This is a genomic window from Streptomyces pacificus (assembly GCF_011766325.1).
GTDB classification, from domain to species: Bacteria; Actinomycetota; Actinomycetes; order Streptomycetales; family Streptomycetaceae; genus Streptomyces; species Streptomyces pacificus.
Map to the genome: position 1 here is coordinate 1 of NZ_BLLG01000031.1, position 19,690 is coordinate 19,690.

A 19,690-nucleotide genomic window follows, 5' to 3' on the forward strand; every position below is an offset into this window, starting at 1 on the left:
CGGCCGTGGAGCCGGGTCGGATCCGGCGGGCTTGGTGCTGGTCATGAGGGGGTGGTTCTCCTGTCGTGCCCTCTCAGGCTAACCCGCCGAAGCGGGGCGTCTCACCCAAGGCTGACAGAGAGGGGGCCAGGCAGGCGAGCGCGGTCCGCGGTCGCGGTCCGCGGAAGGAACCACGGTCGCGAGGGGAGCCACGGTCGCCAAGGGTGCCTCGCAGCTCGTGGACGTGCCGCGCGTGCGGGCCGCGCCTTGGTGCGAGTGAAGTTGCCCGGAAGCTCCCCCTGCTCGTGATCGTGGACAACCGCGTGCAGCCCAGTCACCTCTATCTACGAGCCCTGTCATCAGTGTGGGTGAGAGGGTTTTCCACACCCCGCATACCGTCCACAGGCCGGAGCGGCGCACCACGGGAACGGGGATCGTGAAGGGCACCGGGCGCGACAATCGCCTGCTTCTCGCTTCCCTCGCTTCCCTCGCTTCCCTCGCTTCTTCGCACACGACAGGCGGTCACCCCATGACTCCGCTCTCCCCTCTCTCGTCCCGCGGCTACGAGGCTTCCAGGCCCTCCGGTTCCTGGAAGTCCCCTGGGTCCACGGGCACGGGCAGCCCTTCAGCGATCCGCGGGCAGGGTCTGCCCCCGGCGCCCGTCCCGGAGCCCTGTGGAGTGCCCGCCTTCGCTCCACTGCGGAATACGGACGGACGGCGGTGGCGGTGGACGCGATTCAAAAGGGCGCTCCGGCGGAGACGACAGGCACTCGCCGCGGGCCTGGCCGTCACAGCCGCAGCGCTTGCGGCCTGGTTGCCGCGGGCGCAGGCACCGGCGGACGCACCGCGCGAGCCGGCCGCACTGCCTCGACACGCTGCACCCTCGTTGAGCCCGCCGCGAGGACCCTCGGCGCCGGCGGGCTTGCCGGAAGGCGTCTCGCAGCAAGACGCCTCACCTGCGACAGCACCGTCGGGAAGCCGTGCCGTGGGCGATGCCCCGATGCGGCGCGCGGCCATCGTGTCCGCTCCGGTGCGCATCGCGGACGCCGAGACGGTCAGGCTGCTGAAGCCGGGTGACCGGGTGGATGTCATCGCCGTTTCTTCGGCATCAGCGGGCGAGCCACCCGGTCGAGGCACCAGCATCGACGACCGGACAAGCCGAGGGCCCGACGCCCGCATCATCGTGGCGGGTGCTCGTGTGACGGCGGTGCCACGGGCCGCGGAGGGGTTACAGGACGGTGGCGCGCTGATCGTGCTGGCGGTACCGCGCAGCGTCGCCACGGCGCTGGCCGGAGCGGGTGCCACCTCACGTCTGGCGGTGGCCCTGTGCTGAGCTGCACGGGCGCGCCGGCGGCAATGCCGGGCCGTGCCCGGGCCGGGATGGGAGAAGCCGGGCCGGGGCACACCACCCCACCACCCCACCACTGCACCACTGCACCACCGCAGCCGAGGGCTGCCAAGCCGCGCCCCCATGCCCGGGGGCGCGAGCCGGTGCCGCCGCGTCCAGGGGGTGCCGGTGACCCGCCGCCGCATCCGGGAGGGCTCCGGGTGACGCCATCACGCGGGGCGTCCGAGGGGCTCACGGCACGGGCCCCGCCGTCAGAGGTGGTGCGGGGGCTTCTCGTCGAGGAAGCGCGCGAGGTCCACGGCGCTGTCACCGCTCACCGGAGGTCGCTCGCCCCACCCGCGGTCCGTGTCGTCCGCTGACTGCTGGTCCAGCGGATCATCGAAGATCAGCGCGGGCCTGGGGACAGGCTGCTGCCGGGACTCCTCCGCGTCGCGCGGGCCGGTGCTGGGGGCGGTGCTCATCCAGCAAGCGTACGCCGGAGCAGGCACGCGCCTCGCTGGCCGGTCCGGGCCCGGTCGGCGCAGCGACGGGAGCACAGCGGCCCCGTGATACTCAGATGCCATGGCACTCAATGACGCATTGACCGACGTGGACGGCATCCGGGTCGGCCACGCCCGTCTCACGGGAGCGGGCGCGCTCAGCGGCACCACGGTGGTTCTCGCGCCTGAGGGCGGAGCCGTGGCGGCGGTGGACGTCCGTGGCGGTGGGCCGGGCACCCGGGAGACCGATGCCCTCGATCCCCGCAATCTGGTCCAGCGCATCGAGGCGGTCGTCCTGACCGGGGGCAGCGCTTTCGGCCTGGACTCGGCATCAGGCGTGATGGCGTGGCTGGAGGCACAGGGCCGCGGGGTGCCGGCGGGCCGGGAGCCGGGGCAGGTCGTGCCGGTCGTTCCCGCGGCATGCGTCTTCGACCTCGGTCGCGGCGGGGACTGGAGGGCCAGGCCGGATGCTTCGACGGGGCACGCGGCGGTGGAGGCGGCCGCGCGCACGAAGGCGGGCGCACGGGTGGAGGAGGGTTCGGTCGGCGCGGGTACCGGTGCGGTGGTGGGCCGGCTCAAGGGGGGCGTGGGTACCGCGAGCGAGGCGCTGCGGGACGGGACGACGGTCGCCGCGCTGGTCGTGGCCAACGCGGCGGGCTCCGCTTTCGACCCGGACAGCGGTGTGCTCTACGGGCGGTATTTCTTCGGCCCGGCGCCGGTGCCGCCCGCGCCCGAAGTGCACGCGGCGGCCATGAACCGGCTCGCCGAGGCGTCCGCCCGCAACGGATCGCCTCCGCTGAACACGACTCTCGCCGTAGTCGCCACCGATGCCGAACTCACCCGTGCCCAGGCGCAGAAGCTGGCCGGCACCGCGCACGACGGCATCGCGCGCGCCGTGCGGCCCGTCCATCTCCTCAACGACGGGGACACCGTCTTCGCGCTCGCTACCGGCACGCGGCCACTGGACGGCCACCCGCTCGCCCTCAACGCGGTGCTCGCGGCCGGGGCAGACGTCGTCACCCGCGCGATCGTCCGTGCGGTGCTGGCCGCGGAGAGCGTGCGCGGTCCGGGCGGCGACTTCCCTTCGTACACCGGGTTGTACGGAGATCGGCACGGAGGCCGGGGGGACTCCGGACCGACCGCCGGGAGCGCGGACTGACCGCGGGCGCAAGCGAGTTGAGGGGGCGCGAAGGTGTAGCGGAACTTGGCCGTGTGCACCGTTCGTTTTCCCGAACGCGGGACGCGATGTCAGCCCCAGGGACTACGTTAAGCAGTCATCAAGTGACGTGTGGCGACGGCCTGGAGATCCGGGAGATCCACCTTGAACGATCCGTACGAGACAACCGAGACTCACCTCGAGCGACTCCTGGGTCGGGCTCTCAATTCCTTCGACCTTCCCGACGACGTGGTGGAGCGGCTCGACTCGGCACTGGCCCATGACAGTTCGCTGCACTCCTCGCACCACAGTGCGGCCCTGCACCGCTCGACCTACCGGCATGTGTATCTGCTGGCCGACGGCTCCTCCCTCACTCTGTGGGAGCTGGCGCACAACAAGGGCCGCGACGGTGCCCGGCGGCACGAGCTGTACGCGGACGAGGCGGAGGCCCGGCTGGCGTTCTCCCGGCTGCGTCCGGCACACGAGGTGCGTCCGGATGGCGCCGGCGGCGCGGGTCACCCCGGTGGGGGCGGTCGCACCGACGCCCCGGGGTGCACAAACGCCCCGGGGTGCGCGGGGTGCGCCGGGTGCGTCGACGGCGAACCGGTCGGCGGCCTCGCGGCGGTCCTCGGCGCGGTGCCCGAGCACACCGGCTTCGGCAGCCCGGACATGGTGCTGTACGACGACCTCGACGCCGATCTGGAGCTGCTCGGTCGGCTGCTGGCAGCCCCGCCGGTCTCCCCTGCCCGTTCCTACGTCCCCGACGACTCCGCGGACCACGCCCGGCGGCTGCTGCGCCGGGCGGAGAACCCGGACCGGCCTGGCGAGCAGACCGCCGAGCTGCTGCGGTCGGCGTTCGCGCACCACATCGGCCAGGCGTTCGGCCGACACAGCCCGGTCGACGCACGGGACGCCGCCTTCACGCTCTATGAGCACGCGTTCCTCCTGTTCGACGGCACCGAGCTGAGTCTGTGGGAGGTGGAGCACACGGCCACGCCCGACGGACGCCATATGTGCGAGGTCTACGAGGACGAGCGCACCGCCCGTGAGGCCATGGAGGTCCGCGCCCGGGTGCGCTGACCCGCCCTGCTCATACCGCCCCCGCGGATACGCGCCCCACCGGGGCCGGCACGGTCCCGGCCCCGGTGGCGTCCGGCGAGTCGCGGCCCGTCGGAAACACGGTCCACAGGACACACGGCGCATGGGCGATACGCCGTGGGCCGGGGCCGGCGGCCCCCGCGGACGCACGCCGAGGGCCGCTTACACCCGACGGCAGCTCAGCGCGACAACACCGGCTGCCGCTCCCCCTCCCCCTCCCCCGCCACTCCTGCTCCTGCTCCTGCTCCTGCTCCTGCGGTGTCTCCGTCTCCTGTCCCCTTGTCCCCCGGCGCCTCCCGATCCGCCGGGGTGCCGGAATGTGCACCGGCACCGCTCTCGCCCGGCACGCCCGCGCCCGTGGCACCCACGCCTTCCGCGCCTTCGACGTGCCGTCCTGGACGCGCCGGCAGGGCGAACATCATCAGGAGGATCACGGCGAGTACGCCCACGACCCACCACAGCGAGTTCCGGAACGCGTCCGCGAAGACCCCGGCCACCGCGTACCGCGAGGTCGGCTGTGCCTCGTCGACCACGGTGAAGAAGACGACCGAGACCAGCCCGAGTCCAAGGGCGTTGCCCATCTGCGCGGTGGTGTTGATCAGCCCGGACGCCGAGCCGGCGTGCTCGCGCGGAACGTCCGACAGCACCGCGTCCGTCAGCGGCGCCACGATCAGCCCCATACCGAGCCCCATGACGACCAGCGGTGCGGCCATCTGCCAGGGTTCGATGCCCGCGCCGTACCGTCCGGCCATCCAGATGTACAGCAGCAGCCCGGACGCCATGGCCAGTGCCCCCGCCTGCAGCACCTTCCGCCCGAAGCGCGGCACAAGCCTCTGCACGGATATCCCGGCGGCCAGCGAGACCGCTATGGAGAACGGCACGCCGGTCAGGCCGGCCTTGATCGGGCTCCAGCCGAGGCCGATCTGCATGTACAGGGTCCAGACCAGGAAGAAGATCCCCAGGACCACGCCGAAGGTCAGCTGCACGGCGACACCGGCGGCGAAGCTCTTCACCCGGAACAGGGCCAGCTCCACCAGCGGGGAACCGTCCTTGCGCGTCTTGTGGCGCTCGTAGGCCACGAAGGCGGCGAACACGAGCGGGCTCGCCGCCATGCACAGATGACCCCACAGCGGCCAGCCCAGCTCGCGTCCGCGGGTAAGCGGGTAGACCAGCATGAGCAGTCCGGTGGTCACCAGCGCGACGCCGACGAGGTCGAGGCGGAGTGCCTTCTCGGCCCGGGACTCGGTGATGTACTTCATGCCGAGGACGAGCCCCGCGATGCCGACCGGCAGGTTGATGAGGAAGATGGGACGCCACTCCAGGCCGAGGAGGTTCCACTGGGTCAGCAGGGCGCCGAGCAGCGGACCGGACACCGCGCCGAGCCCGACGACCGCGCCGAACATCCCGAAGACCTTGCCGCGTTCGTGGGCGGGGAAGGTCACATGGACGATCGCGAGGACCTGGGGCACCATCATCGCGGCCATCGCGCCTTGCAGGAGTCGCGAGACGACCAGCACCTCGGGACCGGTGGCAAGTCCGCAGAGCGCCGATGCGACCGTGAAACCACTGATTCCGACCAGGAAGAGTCTCTTGCGGCCGTAGATGTCGCCGAGTCGGCCGCCCGTGATCAGGCCGGCGGCGAACGCCAAGGCGTAGCCTGCGGTGATCCACTGGATCGCACCGAACGACGCGCCGAGGTCGCGCTCGATGGACGGGATCGCGATGTTGACGATGGTGACGTCGACCAGGTCCATGAAGGCCGCGGTCATGACGACGGCGAGGGCGGTCCAGCGGCGCCGGTCGGGTGCCGTGCCCGGTAGAGCGGCGCGGTCGGAAGCCGTATCCGGTACGGGAGCGCGGTCGGAAGCCGTATCCGGTACGGCGGCGTGGGAACTCATGCGGAAGAAACTAGAGCCCGTATAGGACAGGACACGTCCCAGAAGCCTGCCAGGCTGGTGCCCATGACAGACACGCCGGCACGACTGCTGAACCTGCTGTCCCTGCTGCAGACGCCGCGCGAGTGGCCGGGCAGCGAACTGGCCGAACGGCTTCGGGTGAGTCCGCGCACGATCCGCCGGGACATCGGCCGGCTGCGCGAACTCGGCTATCCGGTGGAGGCGACGAAGGGCTCGGTGGGCGGCTACCGGCTGGTCGCAGGCGCCGCGATGCCGCCGCTCCTCCTCGACGACGAGGAGGCCGTCGCCATCGCCGTGGGGCTGCGGGCGGGCGCGGGCCATGCCGTCGAAGGGATGGACGAGGCATCCGTCCGGGCCCTGGCCAAGCTGGAGCAGGTACTGCCCGCCAGGCTGCGACGACGGGTGTCCAGTCTCCAGAGCGCGACGATCCCGCTCACTCGCGGCGACGGAGCCACCGTCGACCCGCACACCCTCACCTCTCTGGCGGCGACCGTGACCGGGCAGGAGCGGTTGCGTTTCGGCTACCGGTCCGGCGCGGGCGCGGAGTCGAAGCGGCTGGTGGAACCGCACCGGCTGGTCTCGACCGGCAGGCGGTGGTATCTGGTGGCGTACGACCTCGGGCGCGAAGACTGGCGGACGTTCCGGGTCGACCGCGTCCGCGAACCGTTCGGGACCGGCGCCCGCTTCACCCCGCGCGAGCTTCCCGCAGGGGGCGACGCGGCCGAGTTCCTCGCCGCCTCGATGACCCGCAACCAGCCCGAACTGGCGCTGGACATCACGTTCGCAGCGCCGGCGGAACGCATCGCCTCCCGCCTTCCCGGCTACCTCGGCAGACCGGAGCCGACCGGGCCGGACAGCTGCCGGCTGCGCAGCAGCTCCCAGGACTCGCTGGAATGGATCGCGCTGCGGCTGGCTCTGCTCGACTGCGAGTTCACCGTCCACGAACCCGCCGCGCTCACTGAGCTCCTCGGAAGGCTGGGCGCACGCCTCACGCAGGCGAGCGGCTGAGCGGCTGAGCGGAAAGACCCCGGCACCAGGGGGGAAGGGTGCCGGGGTCGCTCATCGGGCGGGCGCGGGCCCGCCGTCGTCACGCCGCCGCGTCGAAGCCCGTGTCACGGGCCATCCTCTTCAGCTCCAGCAGGGCGTGCTTCTCGATCTGCCGTATGCGCTCACGCGTGAGGCCGTGCTCCTTGCCGACCTCGGTCAGCGTGCGCTCACGGCCGTCCTCGATGCCGTAGCGCATCCGGATGATCGAGGCCGTGCGGCGGTCGAGGCGGTCGATGAGATCGTCGAGTTCCTCGCTGCGCAGCAGCGTCAGCACGGACTGCTCGGGTGACACCGCCGAGGTGTCCTCCAGCAGGTCGCCGAACTGCGTCTCACCCCCGTCGTCAACGGACATGTTCAGCGAAACCGGGTCGCGGGCCCAGTCCAACACGTCCGTCACCCGCGCCGGGGTCGAACCCAGCTCCTCCGCCACTTCGGACGGCTCGGGCTCACGGCCGTGCTCCCGGTTGAACTCGCGCTGAACCCGCCGGATCCGGCCCAGCTCCTCCACCAGATGGACGGGAAGTCGGATCGTGCGGGACTGGTCGGCTATCGAGCGGGTGATCGCCTGGCGGATCCACCAGGTCGCGTACGTGGAGAACTTGAAGCCCTTGGTGTAGTCGAACTTCTCCACGGCGCGCACCAGGCCGGCGTTGCCCTCCTGAATCAGGTCGAGCAGCGGCAGGCCGCTGCGGGGATAGCGGCGCGCGACGGCCACCACCAGTCGGAGGTTCGACTTGATGAAGACGTCCTTGGCGCGCTCGCCCGCGGCGGCCAGTTCCTCGAGTTCCTCGCGGGTGGCACCGGCCGCGTCGCCGGCCGCCTCACCGTCGAGGATCTGGCGGGCGTAGACGCCCGCCTCGATCGTCTGGGAGAGTTCGACCTCCCTGGCGGCATCCAGCAGCGGTGTGCGCGCGATCTCGTCGAGGTACATGCCGACCAGATCGCGGTCCGCGATCTCCCCGCTCGTGGAACGAACGCTGTCTGCTCCATCGGCCCCGGTCCCCTTGGCGGACTTACGACGGGCGACGGCACGGGTTGCCATGCGTGCTCCCTTGCTGAGTAGGTCGCGACACCCCTCCGGGTGCCCTGCATCCGAGGGAAACAACGACTGGAATCCGGACAGAATTCCCACGGGTGCATAGATTTTTGTGATCTTGCAGTACCCTTCCTCCGCCAAGAGGCCGGATTTGTGCGGTCGGCGGTGTGACGGGCACAGCCGGCGGCGCAGGTCGGAGGCTTCTCCCGGCACCGCAGCCCCACCCGTCAGGACGGCGTCGGCCCGGCTCCTGGTTGCTCCGTTTACCCATACGGCTCAAAGCATTCCGTCACACGGCCGGCCCCGCTCCCATGGAGCCTCCGCACTCCTCGTCCCGCGCCACCCCCGCGCCCCCGTTTCCGTGCCCCTTCCCGCACCCCGCGTCTCACACCGCCCCGGCCGCCACCACACAGGCCAGCACCACAGGGCCGTCCCCACACGATCATCGCCAAGGGGCCGTCCCCTCTTGGCCGCCATCGGCACTCGGAGGCCACCGGTCGGTTCCCCGGGCGTCACCGCCCCGCCTCCCGAACGGGGTCAGTGTGCGACGACCGGAATCCTCGCCGCCGCCTCCTCGGCCCGGCAGAACCGGACGACGCCTCGGTCGTGGCCCCGGGGGGGCCGCCCCGGGTCGATCAGCGCAGGATGACCGCCGATGCCGTCAGGATGCCGACCGCCCACCAGACGGCGCTCGCGCAGCAACCGCGGATCACGCCTTCCGGCCGGATGGATCCGGAGCGCATCGGCACCCGTCGCACCGGCTGCGTGGGCGGGGAGGTGCGAGGTAGTGGCGGGGGCCATGACGGCGTCGAGCAGGGCTGCGCCGATCACGCCGCCGACCTGCTGCCAGGCATACACCGTCGCGGAAGCGACACCGGCGTCCCGCACCTCGACGCCCTACGTCGACAGCGGCATCGCCGGCATGAAGGCGGTGCCCACACCCTCCCCGAGCAGCGACTGCGCGGGGAGGAGGAGTCCCGTGCGGGAGGAGCCGCCTCCCGTCGCGTGAGCAGCGGCATTCCCACCGGGGCGCCGGGAACCCGAGGCCCCGCGGTCACCGGGCGGCCCCGTCCCATCGGGGGTCACGATGTGCTCACGTACGGTCGCACCGCGCATCCGCCCGCGGCCGGGCGACTCCGCGCGCCCTGGTTGCGCCGGCGGGGTCCACGGCTCCACGTCCTCGTGACGGACCGGGTGCCCCGGCACCGGCGCACGGGCCGAGCCCGGCCGCAGCACCGGCAACCGGGGCGAGGCCCCCGGTTGATGCGGACGCGAATGACAAACGGGGAAACGACCCCCGGTCAACGCCCCGCGGTCAATTCACCCCACCCGAAGCCATCAATGTGATCCGAATCACATCAAAGCTCCGGCGTGTCCCACGATCGGCCCTCCCGGCGCGCGCCTCGCCACACCTCCGAACAGGCTGAACGCACCAGCGCAGTCCGGGCCCGGCCGGCTGCCGCCGAGCCGAAGGCGGACGACCGCATGCAGCAGCCCCGCCGACGGATACGCAGACCGGGTGTACTCGGCGCCGTCGCCGCCATCACGCTCGCCTCTCTCACCTCGGCGAGTTCGCTGCTCCCGGGCAGCTCCAGCAGCACGGCGGGCCCCATCGCCACAGCCGAGGAGTCGGCGCTCGAACCGTGCCGCCTCACCTCCACGACCGGCGTGCAGATGTCCGAGGGCGTCCCGACTCCGTCCGGGTACGTTCGCTCCACGGGCGAGATCCGCGCCCTGAACCTGATGATCGACTTCCCCGACGCCGAAGGGGCCGGCTCCGCGCTGGACCGGTACGCGGAGTTCTTCCCGAAGACCGAGCAGTGGTTCGCCACCAGTTCGTACGGACGGCTCGTCTACCGGCCGGAGATGCCGTTCCCGGACTGGCTGCGGATGCCCATGGCGTTCAGCGCCTACGGCATCGACCGCGGGGCGCCGTACGAGCCGGGCTACCGCCAGCTCGTACAGGACATCGTGGCCACCACCGACCACCAGGTGGACTTCAGCTCGTACGACCTGGTCAATGTGCTGGTCACACCCAATGCCGGACCGTCCGCCCTGGACACCGTGCTGTCGGTGACGTTCTCGGGAAACCACGAGGCGCCGTACGCGGACGGTGTGCCGCTCGCCAACACCAGCTTCGTCTACAGCCGGCAGGACGACGGCTCCGGTACCTACTCCCAAACCGGCTACCGGGTACTCCCGCACGAGAACGGCCACGTCTTCGGCCTGCCCGACCTCTACACATCGGAGGGCGGCGGCGCCGTCGGCCACTGGGACATCATGTCCGAGGACTGGGGCGCGAACAACGACCTCCTCGGCTGGCACAAATGGAAGCTCGGCTGGCTCGACAACGACCAGATCCAGTGCGCAGCCGCCCCCGGCACCAGCGAGTACGAGCTGACCCCGCTGGCCCTCAAGGGCGGCCGCAAGCTGGTCGTCGTCCCACTGGACTCCGAATCCGGTTACGCCGTGGAGGTGCGCACCCGGGCCGGCAACGACGAGGCCGTCTGCAAACCGGGCGTGCTCGTCTACCACGTCAAAACGGACGTGGACACGGGTCAGGGGCCCGTCACCGTCGCCGACAGCGCCAGGAACAGCGGCGGCTGCACACGCCAGCCCAATGTGCACGCGGAGCTGTCGGACGCGCCGCACCGACCGGGTGAGACGTTCACCGACGAGGAGAACGAGATCCGGATGACGGTGCTCTCGGAGAACGCCAGCGGGGCCTACCGGGTACGGATCACCCGATCCTGACCCCGGCACCCCTGCCCCCTGCGCCCGTCTCCGCCCGCCTGCACTCTCCGCCACGCCTGTGCCCATGTGCGGCTGTCTGCCCCAGCACCGTACGCCTCCGATCCCCCGCCCCCGGCCGCGTCCACGACCGGGCAGCTCACCGACTGCGGTCCGGGCGCAGGCCACCGGACGCAGCCGAACAGGCGAAACATGCGTCTTGCCGGGCGGCCGCTCGCATCCGCTAGGCTAGACGCCGGATCTCGCGGAGATCCGTACCTCTGCCTTCGTAGCTCAGGGGATAGAGCACCGCTCTCCTAAAGCGGGTGTCGCAGGTTCGAATCCTGCCGGGGGCACAGTGCCTGACCAGGCACGGAGCATCGAACAGCCCCTCGGAAGTGATCTTCCGAGGGGCTGTTTTCATGTGTGCGGGGACAGATCGGGGACACGGTGCATCCGGCGGGGACGCCAGCCCGCTGCCGCTACGCCGCCGCCTCCCCCGGCTCGACGGGGCGGATCAGCAGGCGGACGGGCGCCTGCTCGCCGGTACGGGAACGGGATTCAGCTCCCTGTGCTCATGGAGTCGGGCACGTTCGCCGTGGACCCGGAGCCCTGGGGGCCGCCGTGGCAGGCGTGGGAGGAGATCGATCCGGACGAGGCGGCGGCCCGCGGCGTCTACGCGCCGGTCCACACCCTGTCCAACGGCGCGCCCGGCGCGATCGTCATCGCCCCCGGAGATACCCGCGGCACCCTGCTGATCCCGGAGAAGGGAGGCGGCTACTGTTGCGGCCTCGACGGGGCCGACGGCCCCAACATGGCCTGCGAGGCGTGCGGCCTGCCCGTGGCGAGCCGGATCGACGACTGCTCGCTCTGGCAGGCAGTGTGGCTCGCCCCGAACGCCGTGCGCCGCCTCCCCGTCGACGACGCCGACGCCGCACCGCTGTCCTGGCAGGAGTTGATGGCGGAGGGGAAGAGCACGCCCCCATTCGAGCCGATCGCCGCGTGGGGAGCACGGATGAGGGCGGGCTACTGGTCGAACCACTGGTGGTCCTGGAGCCCGCAATGGGAGGCGGCAGCCGGGCGGGCACTCGCCCACCTACTGGCGGCCTCGGAAGGCCAACGGGTGACTCAACGAGGCGCAGCTGCGTAAGCTGGAGAACTCCGAGACGCCGCACCTCGTCGCCGAGGCCCTGCGGCGTCTGATCCAGCAGAAGATGCGCGAGGTCACCAAGCACAACATCGTCCGCCACGAGAGCTTCGCCGAGCGCCTGGACGACCTGATGAGGCGCTACATGCTCCAGCAGCTCACCAGTGCCCAGGTGATCGCCGAACTGGCCGCCATGGCAGCGGAGATCTCAGCCGAGGCCCGCCGCGGCGAACACTTCGACCCGCCGCTGAGCCACGCCGAGCTCGCCTTCTACGACGCCGTCGCGCACCGCAACATGGCCGAGCTCATCGCGGGCGGAGACGACACTCTCGCCCGGATCGCCCGCGCGCTCGTGAAGGACATCCGGGAGAACCTGTCCGTCGACTGGCTTTCCCGGGAGCCTGTCCGAGCCAAGCTCCGCTCCCGCATCCGCCGGGTGCTCGCGAAGTTCGACTACCCCCCGGAGGAGGAGCGCAAGGCCGTCGACCTGGTCCTCAAGCAGATGGAGACCTTCGCGCAGGAGTGGGCGCCCAAGGCGAAGTAGGTGTGGCACCCCCGCAGGGTTGGCGGGGTGCCTGAGTAGAGGTCCGGCCGCCTGGTACGCCAAGCGGCCGGATCAGCCCTGACCGTTACCGTCAGGAGTGCCTCGCCGCCATTGCTCCATAACCAGCCAGAAGTCACGGGGCCAGGACATGGTCCGAGGGTCGAAGGAGTAGTTACCGAGAGTTGGCGATCTCCACAGGGCCTCGGCGTGCTCTGCTTCATCCCCAAGGAGGCGGGCAGTCGCCAGGTGGTTGTGCGCGGCACCGTAGTCTCTGCGCTCCGCGGCGTCCACGAGAGCGGGCCAGAGTTCCCACACCAGGTACTGCTGCAGGGCTCGCAGGTGATCGCCGGCCTTCTGACAGATCGAGTCGGCAACGTGCCGGTCCACCTCGTCTGCCTGACGGTCGAGTTCATAGAGCCGGTCATCATCCCAGCCGTGCTTCTCGACGAGCCCCCTCCATAGGGTCCAGGAGCGCTCTGCCTCGGCACGCGCGTACTCTTCCAGCTCCTCCCGAGTCAGTCGAGGGAAGCCCAGATCACCCCGCGTCTCGAAGTCGGAACTACCTGATGTCGAACTGGCCTCGTCGCCGTACCGGATCTGTGTGAGGACTTCCACCAGGCGGATCGAGGACTCGATCTCCTCATCACGGACCAGGCCGCAGATTTCGGCGATGTCCTGGGCAACCTGGTTCCAGTCGTTTTCCGCGATGTGGTCATCGAGATGATCGGCCAGCCAGTCTGCCGAGCCGCGGCAACGTAGATCGTTCAGAAGCTCCTCAACCTTGGAATCGAGACGCCCCGTGACCGCCGCAGGGGTCTCCCGGTCGCGCCGTGCTACCTCTCTCTGCTTCGCGCGTGCGGCTGCGTCTCGCTGTTGGTCACGAGCCGCCCGGACGGAGGGAAGGCGGGTCTGCAGGGCCCGCATCTCCTCGGCCTTCACAGGGTCGATCTCGTCCAATAGTTCAATGGCCTGCATCCGGTGTCCAGCTTGAACGATCGAGTCTGAGGCGACGCAGCGCAGCAGACCCGTCGCATCCTTGGGGGCGCGCTGCCCTACGGCCACGGCCAGTGCGAGACGATCTTTACTTGCCGCACCTGGGTGGGCCGCAAGCCGCTCCAGCGCTGTCGGCACATACCCGGCCGGATGCTCGTGTTCGGCGAGGGCCAGACCGACTCTCATGCGTGTTGTGAGCGGAGCCGACTCGTCTTGGGAGAAAAGCTGCGCGGTCCACAGGGCCCACCCCTCACGTACAGCGTCCGCCAACCAGGTCCAGCCGTTCTTGGGCAGCAGGTGTCGGGCCTCTGCGTAGCCCGCGTCGTTCGCACGGTGCACCAGGGCGTCAACTGCACGGTGTCGCAGACCTGCCGGAAGGCCCTTGGTGCCTGCGACGTAGCAGAGGCCGACGGTGTACTCGGCGCTGGAGTACGCCGGCCGATCTACACCGACTCCGGACAACCGCAGGATGTGCTGCAAGTCCTCGTGCCAGGGTCCTGGAGCCTGAACAATGAACGACGCCGCAGCAAGTGCCGCACCTCCACGGACCATGCACGCCTGCAGAGCGGATGTCCGCCAGTTGTCACCGAGCGACTCGTCGGCCAAGCGGACGAGACAGGTTGTCATGAGCTCGTCTGGCTGCCTGCGCCCGGCTGGCACGTCGCAGTCCGGCAGTAGCTCGGGCCTCTCAACGTCCCCCATGGTTAGGCCCCCTTGATCGACAGCATGGGCATCCTAGCCCTGGCGCGGTGAGCGTCCCGTCCCGGTCGTCTTCGACTTTGAGAGGGGCTGGAATAGGATGATGGATGGCGCGGAGACGACCTTGACCGTGGTCTGTGGAGGCTGGTGCGCTTGGGGAGTTGGGGCGTCGGACTCGGGGGGCTTCGTGACCAGGTCGGTTCTTGATGTGCTGCTGGGTACGTCCCGCGGTGAGCTGGAGAAGGCCCACGCCCGTGGCGTCTGGGCGACACTCGGATGAGACTCCGACGCGGGATCGCGATCGCTGTTGTGGCGGCCGCGGGTGCCGTGACGACCATGCTGGTGGGGCTCGTCACGAATGCCGTGTCCGAGGAGTCGCGGTGGCCTGGGGTGCTGGGGTGGGTGCAGCAGCACGCTTGGCTCTCCTTCGTTCTGCTCGGTGGGGTGTTGGTCGTGATGACGGTGCTGCTCTCCGCGCTGTCGGAGACGCGGAGGCCCCCGTGACCGCCCGAGTCGACGCCTCAGAACGAGGCCGAGCCGCCAGGGGCCGCGCTCGTGTTGCGGGCGCTGCCGCGGGACACCGCGGCGTTCACGAATCGGGCCGCGGAGCTGGCTTCGCTCGTGCGGTCGGTGCGCGTGGCTCAGGAGAGTGGTGAGACTCTGCCCGTACACGTGATCGACGGGATGCCGGGCGTCGGCAAGACGGCCTTCGCGGTGCGCGCCGGGCACGTGATGGCGGACCAGTTTCCCGACGGGCAGCTCTTCGTCAATCTCAACGGGCATACGGCGGGACGCAGTCCCGTACAGGCCGGCGAGGCGCTCGCCTCGCTTCTGGCTGCCGCCGGCGTGCCGACGCAGCAGATACCCGTCGGTGACGACGTCGGAGCGGTCACGGAGGCGCGGGCCGCCTTGTGGCGGACACGGCTCGCGGGGAAGAAGGCGCTGCTCATCCTCGACAACGCGGCCAGCTACCGGCAGTTGGAGCCCCTGCTCCCGGGAGGGTCCGGCTGTCTGGTGCTGGTGACCAGCCGGAAGCGGCTGGCGGCGCACGAGGAGGTGCTGCTTCCCGTGGATGCGCTGCCGCGGGATCACGCTGTCGACCTGTTCGTACGGCTCAGCGGACGGCCGGCGGAGGCGCTCGGCCAGGAGGTGGTCGAGGAGATCGTCGGGCTGTGCGGGCACCTGCCGTTGGGGGTGTCGCTGCTCGCGGCCCGGCTGCGGCACCACCCGTCGTGGAGTGCGGAAGATCTGCGGGACCGGTTGGTGGCGGCCCGTGACCGGTTGGGAGAGCTGCGCGCCGGAGAACGCGCCGTCGCTGCCACGTTCGAGCTCTCCTACCTGGATCTCGAACCGGAGCGGCAGCGTTTCTTCCGGGGGCTTGGCTTCTACCCTGGGACTGACCTCGATGCGTACGTCGGTGCCGCGCTCGCCTCGGTTTCCGTGGCCGAGGCCCGCCGTCAGCTCGACGCGCTCTACGACGCCCACATGATCGACGAACACCCGGGAAGCCGTTACCGGCTTCACGATCTCTTACGCGACTACGCCCACGGGCTCGCCGACGAGGGAGGCAGCCATATGGAACACGCCCAGGCCGTTCAACGTGTGTGCGCCTACTACCTGGCCGCGCTCGCCGTCGCGAACAGACACATCCTCCGCCGTGGTGCAGTCGTGCCGGCGACGCCGGACAGTGCCTCGGCCGTGGAAACGCCGCCGGTGGAGTCCCGTACCGACGCTCTGGGCTGGCTGGAGAACGAGCGGGCCAATGTCCTTGCCTGTATTCGGCGGGCGAACAGCCTCGCCCTGTACGAACCGGTGATCCGACTCGCCGCCGCCATGGCCCCGTTCCTGCGGCAGGCCGGCCCCTGGGACCAGGCCGTCGGCCTCCACCGGACCGCCGCCGAGGCGGCCCGGCACACCGGCGACCGACGGGCGCTGGCGGACGCGCTCGCCGAGCTCGGAGTCGTACGGCGCTTCATGGCGGCCTACCCCGAGGCGATCGAGGCGCTGAACGAGGCCGTCGCGCAGTACGACGCCGTCGGCGAACGGCGCGGCAAGGCCGACGCGCTCAACCAGGCGGGCATCGTCTGGTACCTCACCGCCGACAACGACGCCTCCGCCCGCGCCCAGACCGAGGCGCTCGCCCTCTATCGAGAGGTGGACGACCGCCTCGGGCAGGCCAACGCGCTCGCGGACCTCGGCATGGTGCGTCGACAGACCAGCCGGTTCGACGCCGCCGTGGAGGCGCAGAGCGAAGCACTGTCCATCTACCGGGAGCTCGGCGACCGGTACGGAGAGGCCAACTCCCTGCGGGACCTGGGCGTCGTGCACTGCCTCATGGGCGAGTACGAGGCCGCGGCGCGGCGCCACCGCGAGGCGTTCGACATCTACGCGGAGCTCGACGACCGGGCGCACCAGGCGTACGCCCTCAACGAGCTGGGTGTGGTGCGCAGGCTGACAGGTGATCTCGTCGGGGCGCGAGAGGCCCACGACCAGGCGCTGGAGTACTTCACCGAACTCGGCGAGCGGTTCGGCCGCGCCAACAGCGTCCGCTACCTCGGTGCGCTGGAGCGCGCCTCCGGGAACGCCACGGAGGCGGTCCGGCTGATGGAGGAAGCCCTGAGCGCGTACCGCGATCTCGGCAGCCGCAGTGGCGAGGCCGCCTCGCTGGGCGAGCTGGGCGCGGCCCGCGGGATGGTCGGGGAGCGGGAGGGCGCCGTCGAGGCGTTCCAGAGGGGCCTGGACATCCTGCGTGAGCTGGGTGACCGGTGCGGTGAGGGGGAGGTGCTGAACCATTGGGGCACTCTGCTGCGCACCTCCGGTGATCCGGATGCGGCGCGGGAGCACTTCGAACGGGCCCTGGTGCTGGCACGGGACATTTGCTGCCCGCTGGAGGAAGCACGGGCCCTGGAAGGGATCGGACGCTGCGACTGGATCACGCCCAGGCCGGACGCCCGGGCCGGGTCCTCGCTGCGTGACGCGGTTACGGTGTACCGGCGGCTGGGGGTGACCGCGGCAGCCGACGACCTCGAACAGCTGCTGGCCTCACGGTCCGGGTAGTTCTGGTGATCCTGCAGCTGGCCGGTTTCTATATCCCGGCGCGGGCGGTGGGCTGCTATTTTTCGAGCCGTCTGTCGCTTCAACCCGCCGTCGCACGGTGCCGGTCCGACGCCGGCGCCTCCCATCACGAGGAGCGTTGTATGTCGTCACATACGCCCGTGCTCGCGCCGCCCGCAACGGGCATGGTCCGCCCCGCAGCCGCACACGGGAACCCCGTCCTGGAACGAGTCGCGGCACGTGTCCAGCAACGACTCGCAGCCGAGAAGTCCACAGAGGGCCACGTGGCGGAGGGGCCTCACGCGGCGTCGCTCATCTTGCCCTGGTGGTTCTGAGCGTTTCTGCTCAATGACGCCCTTCGAAGACAGCGCTCCCTTCCGGACATTCATCCTCAAGGTCGCGAACCGCTGCAACATCGATTGCGACTACTGCTACGTCTTCAATTCCACGGACCAGGCGTGGCGGCACCTGCCGGTCCGCATGAGCGTGGACGTGGCCCTGGCGGCCGGCCGACGCATCGGCGAGCACGCAGCGGCGCACGGCCTGCCGTCCGTACACGTCGTACTGCACGGCGGTGAGCCGCTGCTCGCCGGTCCCCGGCACATGGACGACCTGCTCGGGGCCGTCCGCGGGGCCGTCCCGCCGGGTACGGACGTCCACTTCGAGCTGCAGACCAACGGGACACTTCTCACGAAGGCGTGGCTCGACCTCTTCGAACGGTACGGGGTCGCCGTGGGCGTGAGCCTCGACGGGCCGCCGGTCGCGAACGACCTGCATCGGCTGACACAGGCTGGTCGGTCCAGCGCCGCCTCCGCCGTGCGCGGCATCGAACTGCTGCGGTCCCGGCCGCACCTGTTCGCCGGCCTGCTCGCCGTCGTGGATCTGGCCAACGACCCCGCGGAGGTCCACGACTACCTGGCGTCCTTCGAACCGCCGGTCATCGACTTCGGCCTGCCGCACGCCACCCACGACGACCCGCCACACCGTGACGACCCCGACAACCTCGACGTGCCGGAGTACGGGCTCTGGATGACCCGCGTGTACGACGCCTGGCTCGCCCGGCCTGAGTACCGGCACAGTGTCCGGATGCTGGAGGACATCGTGGCGCTCAGCTCCGGCGTACACGGCGCGGTGGAGACGCTCGGTCTGACCCCGCCGACGAGCGTCGTCATCGAGTCCGACGGGACGATCGAGGGCGTGGACACGCTGCGGTCCGTCGAGGAGGGCGCCTCCTGGCTCGGGCTCGACGTCTTCGCCCACACCTTCGACGAGGCGTTGCGCCATCCGAAGCTCCTGCACCGGCAGTACGGCAGGGCCGCCCTCGCCGAGAAGTGCCAGAGCTGCCCGCTGGTGGAGGTCTGCGGTGGCGGGTACCTGCCGCACCGCTTCAGCACCGCCCGCGGCTACCGGAACCCCTCCGTCTACTGCGCGGACCTGGAGTACCTCATCCGGCACGTCCAGGACTCCCTGCGGCAGCACGGTTGGAACGCGTACGCGTCGGCTGCTCCGCCCCCGCCCGCATAGGAGCACGTGCCGTACCGGCGTAGGGGGTTCACCCGTTGGAGTGAGAGAGCCGAGCGAACGAAGCGACCGATGAACGACGGGAGACATACACCGATGACCGTGACCATCCGCCCCGCAGAGAAGCGCGACGTCCTGGCGGTGGCCGAACTGATCGAGGAGATCGAGCGGCACTACGGCGCGACCGATTTCCAGCCGCTTGAGGAACGGCGGTCGCAGGTGGAGGAGGCTCTGTTCGGCTCGCCGCCGCTGGCGTCCGCGCTCCTGGTCGAGGACGAGGCTGGCGACATCGTCGGGCTCGCCGCCTACTCCTTCCTCTGGCCGGCCGCGGGCTCCTCGCACTCTCTCTTCCTCAAGGAGCTCTACGTCCGCGACACCCTGCGGCGGCAGGGCGTCGGGGCCAGGCTCATGGAGGAACTCCGCAGCCTGGCCACCGCGCGACCCGGCTGCAGTCGCCTGGAGTGGATGACAGAGCGCGACAACCCGGGAGCCCGGGCCTTCTACAAGGCCCTCGGATTCGCCGAGTTCAATGGCAAAGTCGTCTACCGCATCGACACTGGTACGGCGTGAGGGGACACACGGGCTGTGAAAGAGGAACGGTGCGAGCGATGCGACTGCATCGTCGGGTTGGGGTGTTCCTGTCCGCGTGACGGAGCGGTGCCGCGGTCGCGTCCCTCGTCCCCGGCAAGGGCGGAGTGGCGACGCTTCCCTGCGTACACCATCCTGATCTCGCCCACGCGGTACGCACACCTGCCGGGCGCGTGCACGCACGTGGAGGAGGACTACGTCAGGGCTCCTCGGTGGGGCTGGATCCCTGATCCGGCGCCTGGGCTCTGGGACCGGCTCAGCAACAGCTCCCCGGCGACCGCGACAGCGGGCAACACCGCACGGACGGCGATCCGGCGGTGCGAGGAGTGCCAGACGACACTGTCGTGACCGGCTA

At 70.6% G+C, this 19,690-nt stretch carries 16 protein-coding genes, 1 tRNA gene and 1 pseudogene; 13 read left to right on the forward strand and 5 right to left on the reverse strand.

The annotated features are described in order from the left end of the window. Nucleotides 1–964 precede the first annotated feature (964 nt). Nucleotides 965–1,312 carry a hypothetical protein gene (locus SCWH03_RS27345; RefSeq protein ID WP_254077069.1) on the forward strand — a complete coding sequence of 116 codons (348 nt, stop codon included), beginning with the start codon at nucleotides 965–967 and terminating at the stop codon, nucleotides 1,310–1,312. A 266-nt stretch (nucleotides 1,313–1,578) separates the two neighbouring features. On the opposite strand, the gene SCWH03_RS27350 is transcribed toward SCWH03_RS27345, so the two are convergent. Then, nucleotides 1,579–1,788 (reverse strand): hypothetical protein, encoded by a 210-nt coding sequence (locus SCWH03_RS27350; RefSeq protein ID WP_173267461.1) that lies wholly within the window; start codon nucleotides 1,786–1,788, stop codon nucleotides 1,579–1,581. A 100-nt stretch (nucleotides 1,789–1,888) separates the two neighbouring features. Here SCWH03_RS27350 and SCWH03_RS27355 point away from each other — a divergent pair, with 100 nt between their 5' ends. Both SCWH03_RS27355 and SCWH03_RS27360 read left to right on the forward strand, forming a co-directional pair. Next, entirely contained in the window at nucleotides 1,889–2,965 is a 1,077-nt protein-coding gene (locus tag SCWH03_RS27355) for a P1 family peptidase (protein ID WP_173267463.1), read from the forward strand. Between the two features lie 162 nt (nucleotides 2,966–3,127). Next, nucleotides 3,128–4,042: a DUF6227 family protein gene (locus SCWH03_RS27360; protein ID WP_173267465.1), complete on the forward strand. Its 915-nt coding sequence runs from the start codon at nucleotides 3,128–3,130 to the stop codon at nucleotides 4,040–4,042. Between the two features lie 197 nt (nucleotides 4,043–4,239). Here the strand turns inward: SCWH03_RS27360 and SCWH03_RS27365 are convergent, their stop codons facing one another. Continuing rightward, complete coding sequence (locus SCWH03_RS27365) at nucleotides 4,240–5,958, reverse strand: MFS transporter (protein WP_254077070.1); 1,719 nt, start codon at nucleotides 5,956–5,958, stop codon at nucleotides 4,240–4,242. A 63-nt stretch (nucleotides 5,959–6,021) separates the two neighbouring features. Between SCWH03_RS27365 and SCWH03_RS27370 the strand changes: the two genes are divergently transcribed. After that, nucleotides 6,022–6,984, forward strand: coding sequence for a helix-turn-helix transcriptional regulator (locus SCWH03_RS27370; protein WP_173267467.1), 963 nt, complete (start codon nucleotides 6,022–6,024; stop codon nucleotides 6,982–6,984). 79 nt (nucleotides 6,985–7,063) lie between these two features. On the opposite strand, the gene SCWH03_RS27375 is transcribed toward SCWH03_RS27370, so the two are convergent. Both SCWH03_RS27375 and SCWH03_RS27380 read right to left on the reverse strand, forming a co-directional pair. Further along, nucleotides 7,064–8,065: a sigma-70 family RNA polymerase sigma factor gene (locus tag SCWH03_RS27375; protein ID WP_173267469.1), complete on the reverse strand. Its 1,002-nt coding sequence runs from the start codon at nucleotides 8,063–8,065 to the stop codon at nucleotides 7,064–7,066. A 531-nt stretch (nucleotides 8,066–8,596) separates the two neighbouring features. Continuing rightward, nucleotides 8,597–8,947: a hypothetical protein gene (locus SCWH03_RS27380; protein ID WP_173267471.1), complete on the reverse strand. Its 351-nt coding sequence runs from the start codon at nucleotides 8,945–8,947 to the stop codon at nucleotides 8,597–8,599. 597 nt (nucleotides 8,948–9,544) lie between these two features. Between SCWH03_RS27380 and SCWH03_RS27385 the strand changes: the two genes are divergently transcribed. From SCWH03_RS27385 to SCWH03_RS27400, 4 genes are all read left to right on the forward strand, one after another. Beyond that, the gene (locus tag SCWH03_RS27385) at nucleotides 9,545–10,813 is read left to right on the forward strand and encodes a M6 family metalloprotease domain-containing protein (RefSeq protein WP_173267473.1); all 1,269 of its coding nucleotides are present in this window, start codon (nucleotides 9,545–9,547) and stop codon (nucleotides 10,811–10,813) included. 259 nt (nucleotides 10,814–11,072) lie between these two features. Beyond that, nucleotides 11,073–11,145: transfer RNA gene (locus tag SCWH03_RS27390), tRNA-Arg, on the forward strand. A gap of 221 nt (nucleotides 11,146–11,366) precedes the next feature. Beyond that, on the forward strand, nucleotides 11,367–11,939 hold the full coding sequence (locus SCWH03_RS27395; RefSeq protein WP_173267475.1) for a hypothetical protein: 573 nt from the start codon (nucleotides 11,367–11,369) through the stop codon (nucleotides 11,937–11,939). A 1-nt stretch (nucleotide 11,940) separates the two neighbouring features. Beyond that, the gene (locus tag SCWH03_RS27400; protein ID WP_308788892.1) at nucleotides 11,941–12,480 is read left to right on the forward strand and encodes a type I restriction enzyme endonuclease domain-containing protein; all 540 of its coding nucleotides are present in this window, start codon (nucleotides 11,941–11,943) and stop codon (nucleotides 12,478–12,480) included. Nucleotides 12,481–12,552: 72 nt separating this feature from the next. On the opposite strand, the gene SCWH03_RS27405 is transcribed toward SCWH03_RS27400, so the two are convergent. Then, a complete protein-coding gene (locus tag SCWH03_RS27405; RefSeq protein WP_173267477.1) occupies nucleotides 12,553–14,079 on the reverse strand; it encodes a hypothetical protein in 1,527 nt (508 codons plus the stop codon). Between the two features lie 369 nt (nucleotides 14,080–14,448). Here SCWH03_RS27405 and SCWH03_RS29470 point away from each other — a divergent pair, with 369 nt between their 5' ends. The 5 genes and pseudogenes from SCWH03_RS29470 (at nucleotide 14,449) to haaN (ending at nucleotide 19,317) form a co-directional block, all read left to right on the forward strand. After that, the gene (locus SCWH03_RS29470; protein WP_254077071.1) at nucleotides 14,449–14,676 is read left to right on the forward strand and encodes a hypothetical protein; all 228 of its coding nucleotides are present in this window, start codon (nucleotides 14,449–14,451) and stop codon (nucleotides 14,674–14,676) included. Nucleotides 14,677–14,697: 21 nt separating this feature from the next. Continuing rightward, nucleotides 14,698–17,229, forward strand: a pseudogene (haaT, locus tag SCWH03_RS27410) (cyclophane-containing RiPP biosynthesis TPR protein HaaT); the annotation flags it as partial. Between the two features lie 140 nt (nucleotides 17,230–17,369). Continuing rightward, a complete protein-coding gene (gene haaA, locus SCWH03_RS29795; RefSeq protein ID WP_308788891.1) occupies nucleotides 17,370–17,561 on the forward strand; it encodes a HaaA family cyclophane-containing RiPP peptide in 192 nt (63 codons plus the stop codon). A 13-nt stretch (nucleotides 17,562–17,574) separates the two neighbouring features. Continuing rightward, nucleotides 17,575–18,750 carry an FxsB family cyclophane-forming radical SAM/SPASM peptide maturase gene (locus tag SCWH03_RS27415; protein WP_173267479.1) on the forward strand — a complete coding sequence of 392 codons (1,176 nt, stop codon included), beginning with the start codon at nucleotides 17,575–17,577 and terminating at the stop codon, nucleotides 18,748–18,750. Between the two features lie 93 nt (nucleotides 18,751–18,843). After that, on the forward strand, nucleotides 18,844–19,317 hold the full coding sequence (gene haaN / locus SCWH03_RS27420) for a cyclophane-containing RiPP N-acetyltransferase HaaN (protein WP_173267481.1): 474 nt from the start codon (nucleotides 18,844–18,846) through the stop codon (nucleotides 19,315–19,317). Nucleotides 19,318–19,690 lie beyond the last annotated feature (373 nt).